The 11,868-nt window shown below is 67.3% G+C and carries 13 protein-coding genes; 8 read left to right on the top strand and 5 right to left on the bottom strand.

Annotated elements, in window-relative coordinates; genetic code table 11:
- Positions 1-22 precede the first annotated feature (22 nt).
- Together metG and V5F74_RS00350 are read left to right on the top strand one after the other, a co-directional pair.
- Entirely contained in the window at positions 23-1,576 is a 1,554-nt protein-coding gene (gene metG / locus V5F74_RS00355; RefSeq protein WP_394005602.1) for a methionine--tRNA ligase, read from the top strand.
- A gap of 92 nt (positions 1,577-1,668) precedes the next feature.
- Entirely contained in the window at positions 1,669-2,178 is a 510-nt protein-coding gene (locus V5F74_RS00350) for a hypothetical protein (RefSeq protein WP_394005600.1), read from the top strand.
- Between the two features lie 9 nt (positions 2,179-2,187).
- Here the strand turns inward: V5F74_RS00350 and V5F74_RS00345 are convergent, their stop codons facing one another.
- Positions 2,188-2,769, bottom strand: coding sequence for a biotin transporter BioY (locus V5F74_RS00345; RefSeq protein WP_394005598.1), 582 nt, complete (start codon positions 2,767-2,769; stop codon positions 2,188-2,190).
- A 166-nt stretch (positions 2,770-2,935) separates the two neighbouring features.
- Here V5F74_RS00345 and V5F74_RS00340 point away from each other — a divergent pair, with 166 nt between their 5' ends.
- The 3 genes from V5F74_RS00340 (at position 2,936) to V5F74_RS00330 (ending at position 5,660) form a co-directional block, all read left to right on the top strand.
- A complete protein-coding gene (locus V5F74_RS00340) occupies positions 2,936-3,712 on the top strand; it encodes a TatD family hydrolase (protein WP_394005596.1) in 777 nt (258 codons plus the stop codon).
- Positions 3,713-3,744: 32 nt separating this feature from the next.
- Positions 3,745-4,284, top strand: coding sequence for a CoA-binding protein (locus V5F74_RS00335; RefSeq protein WP_029558442.1), 540 nt, complete (start codon positions 3,745-3,747; stop codon positions 4,282-4,284).
- A 71-nt stretch (positions 4,285-4,355) separates the two neighbouring features.
- Positions 4,356-5,660 (top strand): O-acetylhomoserine aminocarboxypropyltransferase, encoded by a 1,305-nt coding sequence (locus tag V5F74_RS00330; protein WP_024279124.1) that lies wholly within the window; start codon positions 4,356-4,358, stop codon positions 5,658-5,660.
- Positions 5,661-5,734: 74 nt separating this feature from the next.
- On the opposite strand, the gene V5F74_RS00325 is transcribed toward V5F74_RS00330, so the two are convergent.
- Positions 5,735-6,634 carry a LysR family transcriptional regulator gene (locus V5F74_RS00325; protein ID WP_394005593.1) on the bottom strand — a complete coding sequence of 300 codons (900 nt, stop codon included), beginning with the start codon at positions 6,632-6,634 and terminating at the stop codon, positions 5,735-5,737.
- Positions 6,635-6,731: 97 nt separating this feature from the next.
- On the opposite strand from V5F74_RS00325, the gene V5F74_RS00320 reads away from it, so the two are divergent.
- Positions 6,732-7,172: a CidA/LrgA family protein gene (locus V5F74_RS00320; protein ID WP_029558445.1), complete on the top strand. Its 441-nt coding sequence runs from the start codon at positions 6,732-6,734 to the stop codon at positions 7,170-7,172.
- Positions 7,159-7,854, top strand: coding sequence for an LrgB family protein (locus tag V5F74_RS00315; RefSeq protein WP_029558446.1), 696 nt, complete (start codon positions 7,159-7,161; stop codon positions 7,852-7,854). Before V5F74_RS00320 ends, V5F74_RS00315 begins: the two co-directional genes overlap by 14 nt.
- Here V5F74_RS00315 and V5F74_RS00310 read toward each other — a convergent pair.
- Positions 7,851-8,933 (bottom strand): COX15/CtaA family protein, encoded by a 1,083-nt coding sequence (locus V5F74_RS00310; protein ID WP_394005590.1) that lies wholly within the window; start codon positions 8,931-8,933, stop codon positions 7,851-7,853. The genes V5F74_RS00315 and V5F74_RS00310 overlap by 4 nt on opposite strands.
- Positions 8,934-9,078: 145 nt before the next feature.
- Here V5F74_RS00310 and V5F74_RS00305 point away from each other — a divergent pair, with 145 nt between their 5' ends.
- Positions 9,079-9,288 carry a DUF2842 domain-containing protein gene (locus V5F74_RS00305; protein WP_024279119.1) on the top strand — a complete coding sequence of 70 codons (210 nt, stop codon included), beginning with the start codon at positions 9,079-9,081 and terminating at the stop codon, positions 9,286-9,288.
- A gap of 125 nt (positions 9,289-9,413) precedes the next feature.
- On the opposite strand, the gene V5F74_RS00300 is transcribed toward V5F74_RS00305, so the two are convergent.
- Together V5F74_RS00300 and V5F74_RS00295 are read right to left on the bottom strand one after the other, a co-directional pair.
- Complete coding sequence (locus V5F74_RS00300) at positions 9,414-10,883, bottom strand: hypothetical protein (protein ID WP_156026396.1); 1,470 nt, start codon at positions 10,881-10,883, stop codon at positions 9,414-9,416.
- Between the two features lie 83 nt (positions 10,884-10,966).
- The gene (locus V5F74_RS00295) at positions 10,967-11,791 is read right to left on the bottom strand and encodes an enoyl-CoA hydratase (RefSeq protein WP_038193504.1); all 825 of its coding nucleotides are present in this window, start codon (positions 11,789-11,791) and stop codon (positions 10,967-10,969) included.
- Positions 11,792-11,868: the final 77 nt, after the last annotated feature.

Below are 11,868 nucleotides of genomic sequence, written 5' to 3'. Positions count from 1 at the left end.
GGGAAATCGTCCGAGCCTTCCGATGTCCGTCAAGCCGCCGTTCTACATCACCACCGCCATCTCCTACCCCAATGGCGTGCCCCACATGGGCCATGCCTACGAGGCGATCGCGACCGACTGCATGGCGCGGTTCAAGCGGCTCGACGGCTATGACGTACGCTTCCTCACGGGCACGGACGAACACGGCATCAAGATGCTGCAGACCGCGCAGCGCGCCGGCGTGACCACCCGCGAGCTGCTCGAGCGAAACGTTCCCCGCTTCCAGGCGATGGTGGAGACCTTCAACCTCTCCAACGACGACTTCATCCGCACCACGGAGGAGCGGCATCGCATTTCCACGCAGGCCATCTGGGAAAAGATGGCGGCGAACGGGGATATCTATAAATCCACGTATGCGGGCTGGTATTCCATCCGGGATGAAGCCTACTACGCGGAAAGTGAGACAACACTGAACGACGCCGGTGTTCGGCTCGGCCCACAGGGGACACCCGTGGAATGGGTGGAGGAGGAGAGCTACTTCTTCCGCCTCTCGGCCTATCAGGACCGACTGCTCACTTACTATGCCGAAAACCCGGGGTTTATAGCGCCTGACACCCGCCGAAACGAGGTTGTCAGTTTCGTGTCGGGTGGCCTTCAGGACCTCTCCATCTCCCGCACCACCTTCGACTGGGGCATCCCCGTTCCAGGTGATCCCAAGCACATCATGTATGTGTGGGTGGATGCGCTGACGAACTACATCACCGCGCTCGGGTATCCGAACGTGGATGGCGACTTCGCGAAGTACTGGCCGGCGGACGTGCATGTCATCGGCAAGGACATTATTCGCTTCCATGCGGTGTACTGGCCGGCATTTCTCTGGTCCGCCGGGCTGGAGGCGCCCAAGCGCGTGTTCGGCCATGGCTTTCTCTTCAACCGCGGTGAGAAGATGTCGAAGTCGGTCGGCAACGTGATCGACCCGTTCGACCTCGCGACCACCTATGGTGTTGATGCCATTAGATATTTCTTCCTGCGGGAGGTGGCGTTCGGCCAGGATGGCTCCTATAGCCACGAGGCCATCGTCAACCGCATCAACGCCGACCTCGCCAACGACCTGGGCAACCTCGCCCAGCGCTCGCTGTCGATGATCTCCAAGAATCTCAATGGCTTGGTGCCTACCCCCGGCCCCCTCTCGCCGGAGGACGAGGCCATGCTCGCCCTCGCCGGCGGGATGCTCGAAAAGAGCCGCGAGGCCATGGAAGCGCAGGCTATCCACTTGTATCTCAACGCAGTTTGGGCCGTGGTCGCGGAAGCCAACCGCTACTTCGCCGCCCAGGCCCCCTGGGCCCTGCGCAAGACCGATCCCGCCCGCATGGAGACGGTGCTCTGGGTCACCGCCGAGGTGATCCGGCAGGTGGGCATCATGGTCCAGCCGGTGATGCCGGAGAGCGCCGCCAAGTTGTTGGATCTGGTGGCGATTCCCGCCGCGGAGCGGGGCTTCGACCGGCTCGCTCCGGCCTTCCGCCTGCCCGCCGGCCTGGCCCTGCCGACCCCTGTCGGCGTGTTCCCGCGTTATGTGGAGCCGGAAGCCGCCACCTGAGCCCCGGAATGGGCGGGAACCGGAAATATCTTAACCTTGCTAGGGTTTTGTAGTTTACAGCAGGCGGGGCTGGGGGAACTGGAGCGGTGGGAATGACGGGCGTGAGATGGGTTTCGGTGGCCGCGGTGGCGCTGGCACTGGCCGGCTGCTCCAGCAGCTACGACCGCGCTCCGGCGCCTTCTCCCAACTATGATCCCATCCCCCCGGCCATGCCGACTCAGATGCCCCCGCCGGTGCCGGAAGGCCCCGCCGTGCCGCGTATCGAGGTGAAGCTCGCCGGTGCCGACGCCACCCTCGTGCGCGCCCGCATCGCGACGTCACGGCGTGCCCGCCAGTACAACATCACGGTCGATCAGCCGGCCCAACTCATTGCCGAAAAACGGCTTCCGCCTGATGAGGCGATGAAGCGCACCAACGGCCAGAGCCAGGATGCGGCCTTCCGGCTGGACTACATCTTCAACACCTCTGGCGGGAACGTCACGGTGTCGCTGGAAGCCTCCATCGTCACCAATCCCGGCCGACCCGGCGAGCGTGTGCAGCCCATCACCATGCCCGCCCCGGACGCGGACGCCCTTAAGGAAGAGATCAGCTCGGCCCAGTAGCCGCGCGACTCACTGCTGGCGCGGAGTGCCGGCGAGGCGCTCCACGGCGATGACAGTGGCGAGCGCAGCGACGGTCTTCACCACGGCACCGGGGATGAAGGGCAGGAAGCCCTTCTCCAGCGCCAGCATGGGGCCGACCTTGGTGGCGAGCCACCCGGCGCCCATGACCATCAGCACCAGATGCCCAAGGGCGAGCGCGCCGAAGAGCGGCAGCGGCCGAAGCCGCGCCCAGTTTTCCTGCAGCCAGCCCACCAGCAGCGCCGTGACGAGAAAGCCGACGACGAAGCCGCCGGAGGTGCCGGTGAGCATGGCGAGCCCGCTCCGCCCGCCCGAGAACACCGGCAGTCCCATCAATCCGGCCAGCAGATAGATCGCGACGGTGAGCCCGCCGAATTGCCAGCCCATGAGGGCCGCAAGCGAGATGAGCACATAGCTTTGCAGCGTGATGGGCACCGGCTGGATGGGGATAGACAGCTGGGCGCTCCAGGCCAGCAGGGCTACGCCTACGACGAGCAAAGCGATCGCCCAGACGTTGGACGCATCGGCAAGCCGGGCGAGCGCAGGGCGGAACGGGGGCTGGGTCTTGAGCATGAAGGGTCTCGCCATGGGACGAGCCGGCCCGGCCCGTGTCGGCCCCCGCGATACCTTTGCCGGAGCCGTCCGGCAAGGCCCGGCCGTGCGCTGTGCGCATGGCCCGGCGCCTCGACGGGGAGGGCCGATGCGCTTATGTGAAGCGCGGAACGTCCGTAGGATCATCATGCTCGTCGACAGCCACTGCCATCTCGATTTCCCCGATTTCGCCGCCGAGCTGCCAGACGTGGTGGCGCGCGCCGAGGCGGCTGGCGTCACCCATCTCGTCACCATTTCCACGCGGGTGCGCCGCTTCAACGAGATCCTTGCCATCGCCGAGCGGTTCGACAGCGTGAGCTGTTCCGTGGGGACCCACCCCCATCAGGCGGGTGAGGAAACGGATGTCACGGTGAAGGACCTGGTGGACCTCTCCCGCCATCCCAAGGTGGTGGCCATCGGCGAGGTGGGGCTGGACTATCACTACGACCTGGGCCCGCGCGAGGCACAGGAGCAGGGTTTCCGCACGCATATCGCAGCATCGCGCGAGACCGGCCTGCCGCTGGTGATTCACGCCCGCGAGGCGGATGAGGACGTTGCCGCGATCCTTGAGGAAGAGACCGCCAAAGGGGCCTTTCCCTTCCTGCTGCATTGCTTCACCGCCGGGCCGGACCTCGCCCGCCGGGCGCTGGCGCTGGGCGGCTACATCTCCTTCTCCGGCGTCGTGACCTTCAAGAAGAGCGAGGATCTGCGTACCATCGCCTGCGATGTGCCGGCCGACCGCATTCTGGTGGAGACCGATTCCCCATTCCTCGCGCCGATTCCCCATCGCGGCAAGCGCAACGAGCCCTCCTTCGTGCGCGAGACGGCGAGGGTGCTGGCCGAGGCGCGGGGCGAGCCCTTCGAGACCTTCGCCGCCGCAACCACCCGGAATTTCTACACCTTGTTTTCCAAGGCCAGGCGCTGAATCGTCCGGCGCTGAACGAGGGAGGAGACGTGGTGAACCACGATCGCTACGACGACGCCTATATCCGCTCGGTCCTCTCCGAGGTGAAGACGATCGCCATCGTCGGCGCCAGCGCCAATGCGGCGCGGCCGTCCTATTTCGTAATGAAGTACCTGTCCGAGCGCGGTTATCGCGTCTATCCGGTCAATCCAGGGCAGGCGGGCAAGACCGTGGTGGGGCTCACCTTCGTCGCATCGCTGAAGGATGTGCCTGAGGCCATCGACATGGTGGACGTGTTCCGCGCACCCGAGCATGTGCCCGCCGTTCTCGACGAGGTGCTGGCGCTCGATCCCCTGCCAAAGGTGTTCTGGACCCAGCTTGGCGTCCGCAACGACGAGGCCGCCGCCCGCGCTGAGGCCGCCGGTCTCAAGGTGGTGATGAACCGCTGTCCGAAGATCGAATATGGCCGCCTTTCCGGCGAGATCGGCTGGACCGGCGTCAATTCCCGCACCATCTCCGCCCGCCGCCCCCAGCGGCTGGGCAGCGGGGTGCAGCGGCTTTCCATCGCACCGCGTGGACCGAAATCAATCTAATCGGTAGAAGTACGGAATTATCTATCGAAGCCCGCCGGCATAGAAGGTTGGCACTGACGGAGAAAGCGCCCATGTCCGACGACAAGACCCCCGCCGCCCCGCACGAGCCGGGTTTCGCGACCCTCGCCATTCACGCCGGCGCCCAGCCGGATCCCACCACGGGCGCGCGGGCGACGCCGATCTACCAGACCACCTCGTTCGTGTTCGACGACGTGGATCATGCGGCGTCCCTGTTCGGCCTGCAGGCGTTCGGCAACATCTACACCCGCATCACCAACCCGACCAATGCGGTGCTCGAAGAGCGCGTCGCGGCGCTGGAGGGCGGCACGGCGGCCCTTGCGGTCGCGTCCGGCCATGCGGCCCAGCATCTGGTGTTCCACACGCTTCTGACGCCGGGTGACGAGTTCATCGCCTCGCGCAAGCTCTATGGCGGCTCGATCAACCAGTTCTCCCACGCCTTCAAGAGCTTCGGCTGGAACGTGGTGTGGGCGGACCCGGACGATGTGTCCTCGTTCGAGCGGGCGGTGACGCCGAAGACCAAGGCGATCTTCATCGAATCCATCGCCAATCCGGGCGGCGTGGTGACCGATGTTGCGGCCATCTCCGCCATCGCCAAGAAGGCGGGCGTGCCGCTCATCGTCGACAATACGCTGGCGACGCCCTACCTCTGGCAGCCCATCAAGGACGGTGCCGACATCGTCGTGCATTCGGCCACCAAGTTCCTGGGCGGCCATGGCAATTCCATCGGCGGCGTGATCGTGGATGCGGGCACGTTCGACTGGTCGGCCTCGGGCCGCTACCCCTTCCTGACCGAGCCGCGGCCGGAATATTCCGGCATGGTGCTGCACGAGACGTTCGGCAATTTCGCCTTCGCCATCGCCGCTCGCGTGCTGGGCCTGCGCGACCTCGGGCCGGCGCTGTCGCCTTTCAATGCCTTCCTGATCCTCACCGGCATCGAGACGCTGGCCCTGCGCATGCAGCGGCATAGCGAGAATGCGCTGAAGGTGGCGCAGTGGCTGGCCGCGCACCCCAAGGTGTCCTGGGTGAGCTATCCCGGCCTTGCGACCGACAAGTATCATGCGCTGGCGCAGAAATACCTGCCCAAGGGCGCCGGGGCGGTGTTCACCTTCGGCCTCAAGGGCGGTTATGAGGCGGGCGTGAAGCTGGTGTCGAACGTCGAGCTGTTCTCGCACCTCGCCAATATCGGCGACACCCGATCGCTCATCATCCATCCCGCCTCCACGACCCATCGCCAGCTGACCGACGACGGCAAGACGGCGGCGGGGGCAGGGCCGGAGGTGGTGCGCCTGTCCATCGGCATCGAGGACGTGGCGGACATCATCGGCGACCTCGATCAGGCGCTGGCCAAGATCTGACCTGGGCGACAGATCTGATCTTCGATCCGCGCGGGCTCCCAAGGGCCCGCGCGGTTTTTATGGGGGAATGACGTTCAGCCGGACGGACCGTCCCCGTCGCCATAGACCTCCCGCGTCAGCTCCAGCCAGGCGCGGGCGGCGTGGGAGAGATAGCTGCCCTTTCGCCAGACGATGGCCATGTGCCATTCGGTGCCCGGCTCGGCGAGTTCCGACAATCGCACCGCCGGCGTGCGGCGCTGGTAGGCGATGGTCTTCGGCAGGAAGGCGACGCCGAGGCCCGCGCCCGCAATCTCCACGATGAAGTCGATCTGCCCGCTGCGCGCGGCGATCTGCGGCGCGAAGCCGTTGCGGGCGCAGGCATCCTCCAGCACCTGATTGAGCGCGAACCCGCCCTCGAACAGGATGAAGGGGAAGCCCGCGAGATCGGCCATCGTCACCCGCTCCCGTCCCGCCAGAGGGTGGCTCACCGGCAAGACGGCCATGAGCGGCTCACACCGCACGCCCTGCCCGTCGAACCCCTCCTTGGCGGGGAGCAGTGAGCCGGCCAGCTCCACCTCGCCCTCGATCAGCATTTCCTCCAGCCGCTTGGAGCCGTGCTCGGTCAGCCGGATCTCGATGCCGGGATAGCGGGAGCGGAAGACGGCGAACAAAGGCGCAAACAGCGTGCTCGCCCCAAGCGGCGGCAGGCCGAGGCGCAGGCTGCCGCGCCTGAGGCCTCTCAGATCTTCCAGCTCGGCGACGAGGCCTTCGCGCTCGGCCTGCAAGGTCAAAGCCCGGCGGTAGACGATCTCGCCCGCGGCGGTGAGCTGGCTGCGATGGCCGATGCGGTCGAGCAGCGGAACGCCGAGTTCGTCCTCCAGCTGCTTCACGGCCTTGGAAATCGTGGGTTGGGTGGCATTGAGCACCTTGGCGGCCGGCGAGAAGCCGCCCTGCCGCACCACCTCCACGAAGGCCCTGAGCGTCCGAAGTTCCATATGATGCCTATATGGAATGGTCTTTATGCAATCAATTCATTTTCATCATGCTGCGGTGCATACTATCTTACTGGCATCGGCACTGGAGGTGCCAGCCATGTCCCAGAATCGCTCTGCCCCCAATCACTTGCTTCGTACCGTCCGCCTCGCGCTGCATCGCAGCATGATTGCTCAACTCGCCGTGCTCGCCGGTTTCTGGATGGCGGGAGAGGGTGTGGTGCGGCTGGTGAAGCTGCCGGTTCCTGGTGGCATCGTGGGGATGGTGGTGGTGCTGGCGCTTCTGGCGAGCGGCTGGCTGCGTCCGGCGAGCGTGCGGCGCGGGGCGTCCTGGCTGCTGGCGGAAATGCTGCTGTTCTTCGTGCCGGCCGTTATGGCCGTGCTCGACCACAAGGAACTCATCGGCCTCGACGGACTGAAGATCGCCGCGGTGATCCTGCTCGGCACGGTCACGGTCATGGGTGGCACCGCGCTCGCCGTCGATCTGTGCTGGCGCTGGACCCAGCGTCTGTCGGGGGAGGCGCGCCATGTGGATGCATAACCCCCTGTTCGCCGCACTGTTCTGGTCGGCCGTCACCATCGGCTCGTATCTTGCGGCGCGGGCGATCGGCCGGCGCTGGCGGTTCTGGTGGACCTCGCCGCTGTTGCTGACGCCCATCGGCGTCGGTGCCGTGGCGCTCAGCCTGCACGCCGGCTACGGCGAGTACATCGCCGGCACCCGCTGGCTGCTGCTGATGATGGGGCCGGCGACGGTGGCTTTTGCCATCCCCATCTATGAACAGCGCGCGCTCATCCGCCGCTACTGGCCGGTGCTGCTGGTGGGCGTCGCGGTCGGTAGCACCCTGGCCATGGGGACGGCGCTGGCCCTGGCGCATCTTCTGGGCCTGAGCGATTCCATCGGCCTCAGCCTGATGCCGCGCTCCACCTCCACCCCCTTCGCCATGGTGGTCTCCGGCGACATCGGCGGCGTGCCGGACCTCACTGCCGTGTTCGTCATCCTCACCGGCATCTGCGGTGCGGCCTTGGGCGAGGTGGTTCTGAAGGTGATGCCGCTGCGCTCTTCGCTGGCCCGCGGCGCCCTGTTCGGCATGGGCGCCCACGGTGCCGGCGTCGCCCGGGCGCACCAGATCGGCGGGGAGGAAGGCTCCATCGCCGGTCTCGTGATGGTGCTGGCGGGCCTGTTCAACGTGATGATCGCGCCGCTCGTGGCGGCGCTGGTCTAGGCGGCGGCAGTCACGGCCTTCGCGGTCTCGGGCGCACCGAGGCCGCTCACATGCACCACGGCGAAGATCAGGACGATGGTCGCCCCGAACTGATGCGCCAAGGCGATGTCGATGGGCACCTGATGGATCAGCGTCAGGATGCCCAGCGTCGCCTGCGCGGTCACCAGAGCGAACAAAATCCACGCCCGCTTTGCCGCCCGTCCGCCGTCCCGCATGGCATCGAGCGCGTGGACGAGTGCCAGCGCCCAGATTGCATAAGCGACCATGCGGTGATCGAACTGCACTGTCAGCGCATTCTCGAACAGGTTGCGCCAGAACGGCGACATGGCGCCGAGCTGTTCGGCGGCGGGGATGAAGTGGCCGTCCATGAGGGGCCAGGTGTTGTAGGCCATGCCGGCGTCGAGCCCGGCCACCAGTCCGCCGGCGAAGATCTGCACCAGCACGAGGGCCACCAGCACACGCGCCGTCAGCCGCGCGCGGCCTGTCACCGCTTGCCGCCCCTCGCCGGAGAGCGATCGCGCGACGGCGACGATGGCGGCGAGGATGATGCAGGCCAGGGTGAGATGGACCGCAAGGCGATACTGGCTGACGGAGACCCGCTCCGTGAGCCCCGACGCCACCATCCACCAGCCGACGGCACCCTGCAGCCCGCCGAGGGCGAACAGGCCGAGGCACTTCGCCAGCAGCGATCCGCGCAGCACGCCGCGGAAAGCGAAATACAGGAAGGGCAGGAGGAAGGCGAAGCCGATGACCCGGCCGAGCAGCCGGTGTCCCCATTCCCACCAATAGATGCGCTTGAACGCCTCCAGCCCCATGCCCTTGTTGAGGATCTCGTACTGGGGAATGGCCTTGTAGCGGTCGAACTCCGCCTGCCAGTCGCCCTGCGACATGGGCGGCAGGGCGCCGGTGACTGGCTTCCATTCCGTGATGGAGAGGCCGGATTCGGTGAGGCGCGTCGCGCCGCCCACGACGACCATGGCCACGATCAGCGCCGCGACGAAATAGAGCCAGATGCGGACGGCCTTGATCCCGGGGCGGGGGCGGTCGGCGATCAGGGGTGCGGCTTCGACGTGCGACATGTGTTTTCGGCTCCGCGTGCGCGGTCTTGCTGCGTGGCCCCCCAGGATCGATCCGTTATAGAGAGCCTGTGTGCCGCGCAAGGGAGCGGGTGCCGCATGCCGCTTCGGCACGCAGGCAGCCCCGGCGGCCAGGGAGTGATCGCGAATGCCCCAACGCCTGCGCAAGCTTATCGGTACCGTCCTGATGCTGGTGCTGGTCGTCGTCTGGGCGCTGATGGCCATGGCGTTGGCTCAGGGCCGGGTGACCGAGCTGCACTGGGCGCTTCAGACCGTCTGCTACGTGCTTCTGGGAAGCCTGTGGGTTCTCCCGGCGGCTCTCATCATTCGCTGGATGGAACGTCCGGACAAAAAATGAGGCAACATAGTCTCTTGCGCCGGTTTCTTTAGGTTTCAGGCGAGCATTCGCCCCGCTTGGTTGAGGGCGAAACGCAAAAAGGCCCGGCTGGGCCGGGCCTCTGTCGCGCGATAGCGACGGGTGGATCAGGCCGCGCCGGCGAGCCGTTCGGGCATTTGCGGCGGCTCGATTTCCTGGGCGTCAAGGGATGGCACGGCGAGGTGATCCTCGCTCTCCGGCGCCTCTTCCACGGTCCGGCCGGAGGCGAGGCAGAGCATCACCACCCGACCGAATTTCTTCTCCGCGAGGGCGTCGAACGTTTCGACGGCGGCTGTCGGCGGCGCATCATCCGCATTCAGGCAGACGACGAGGGGATCGAGGCCGGCGATGCGTCGCCCGCCGCGGGCCGCCGACAGGCTGGGGGCGGCGACCACCACGTAATCGTAGGTCCGCTTGAGAGCTTCCAGCACCAAAGCGAGCCGTTCCGCGCCCACCACGGCAGAGCCGGAGAGCACGTCCCGGCCAGGCGGGATCACGTGGGCCCGGGAGCGGGCGTCCCGATGGATGGTCTCGCCGAAGCCTGCGACGCCGAACAGGAGCTCGCTCATGCCCGGCGCCCATGGGTCCGACACGAGGGCGGCAAGGCTCTCGGCGCTGCCATCCAACGCCACCAGAGCCACCCCGGCATCCTCAGAGAGGCGACGGGCCAGGGAGACGGCGCAGGTGGCGGAGGCCTCGGGCAGGTCGTCGGAGGTGAGCAGAATCAGGCGCGTCGACCCGCGCGACGTCGCAAGATGGGCGGCGAGGCGCGCGACCGCCGCATCCGCATCGAGGCCGGCGCCTTCCGGGCCGCCGATCCAGGTGATGCGGTGGCTGTCATTGAGCTCGACCGGAAGGACGGCGCCATCCACAACGCCTTCGGCTTCTGCCGGGCGGTTCACGGTGCGTCGCGCAATGACCAGCAGGGCAGCGATGGCCGCGAGCAACCCGAGGGCGAGTGGCCCGGGCGGCTGGGGCACGAAGGAGGCACGCCCGGCCTCGCCCCGGCGTGCCGCCGGCAGCAGGGAGGGCTCCTCCTGCGCCTCGCGCGTGGCGCGATCGAGGGAGAGGAAGGCGGAGACGTAGGCATCGGCCGCCCGCACGGCGAGGCCGGGCGTTGCCGCGGTGACGGTAAGGCGCAACGCGCGCCCGCCCTGGGTCGGCGACACCTCCAGATTTTCCATGAGGCGCCACGCGGCGGCGACGCTCTCGGAGCGTCCTTCGGTGCCAGCGTGGGTGATGCCCAGCCATCCTGTCAGGCCCCCGGCGGCGATGCGGCGCACGTCATCATCCGGCAGTTGGCGCACGGCGTCATAGGCCAATTCCCGCGAGCCCAGCATCTGCGCCACGCCGCGCATGGCGCCGGCGGGCGGTTGGGTGCCCACCTCGAACGCGAGGGTGGTGGTGGCGGAGAAACGCAGCGGCAGGAAGCTGGCGAGGGCGATGAGGGCGAAGACGATCCACGCGGCCTGCCAGATGCCCGGGCGCCACGCCAGCCGCGCACGCCGAAGCCCGACATCGGGCCCCGCCGTGTCGGTCTGCGTCATTCCAAGGTGCGTCGTCTCCAGATGAGACATGCGCGGCCCTCCCGCGACTCGGACGCAAGACGCGCCAGTCTCACCCAGAGAGCCAGATCATGGTTTATGGAGTGTAAACGGGGCTACCTGTCTTCCCACACGGCTGCACGCTTTGCGAGGACCGCCGAGATGCCTTCGTCCGCATCGCGCGCCAGCATGTTCTCCGCCATGACGCGCGAGGCGTAGGCATAGGCGTCGTCGAGGCCCAGCTCCACCTGCGCGTAGAAGGCGGCCTTGCCGAGCTTCACCGGCACCTGCGACTTGTCCGCGATCTTGCGGGCGAGGGCCTGCGCTGTAGCAAGAGCGTCGCCGGCCGGCACGACGCGGTTGACGAGGCCCATGCGCAAAGCGTCGTCCGCCTCGGTCCAGTCGCCGAGCAGAAGCATCTCCATGGCGTGCTTGCGCGAAAGGTTGCGCGAGAGCGCCACCATGGGCGTGTGGCAGAATAGGCCGATATTGACGCCCGGCGTGCAGAAGCGCGCCTTGTCTCCGGCGACCGCGAGGTCGCAGCTCGCCACCAGTTGGCAACCGGCCGCCGTCGCCATGCCCTCGACCGCCGCGATCACCGGCTGGGGTAGGCGAACGATGGCCGTCATCAGCGTGGCGCAGCGCTTCAGCACATCCTCGAAATAGGCGCGGCCGCGGTCCGCGTCGGAGCGATGGGACTGGATCTCCTTCAGATCATGCCCTGCGGAATAGACTGGCCCTTCCGCCGCCAGCACCACGGCGCGCGCGGAGGAGTCCGCCGCGACCTCGCCCAGCGCGGCCGTGAGCGCCGCCATCATCGCCTCGGACAGGGAATTGCGCTGCGCCGGCCGCGACAGGGTGAGCGTCACCACGCCCGCGTCGTCGGAGCGGGAGACCGGGGCGGGGAGCGGGGCGTTCACGGCGGCGGCAGTTGCGGGCACGGTATTTCCCTTGGTGTTTCCGGATTTGACGTTCCGGCCGCTATCCTATTCACAAGCGTCGGCCGGCGCGAGCCGGG

The sequence above is a fragment of the Xanthobacter aminoxidans genome, from assembly GCF_043193615.1.
GTDB lineage: Bacteria > Pseudomonadota > Alphaproteobacteria > Rhizobiales > Xanthobacteraceae > Xanthobacter > Xanthobacter aminoxidans.
This window is presented reverse-complemented; position numbering and strand designations above follow the sequence as displayed.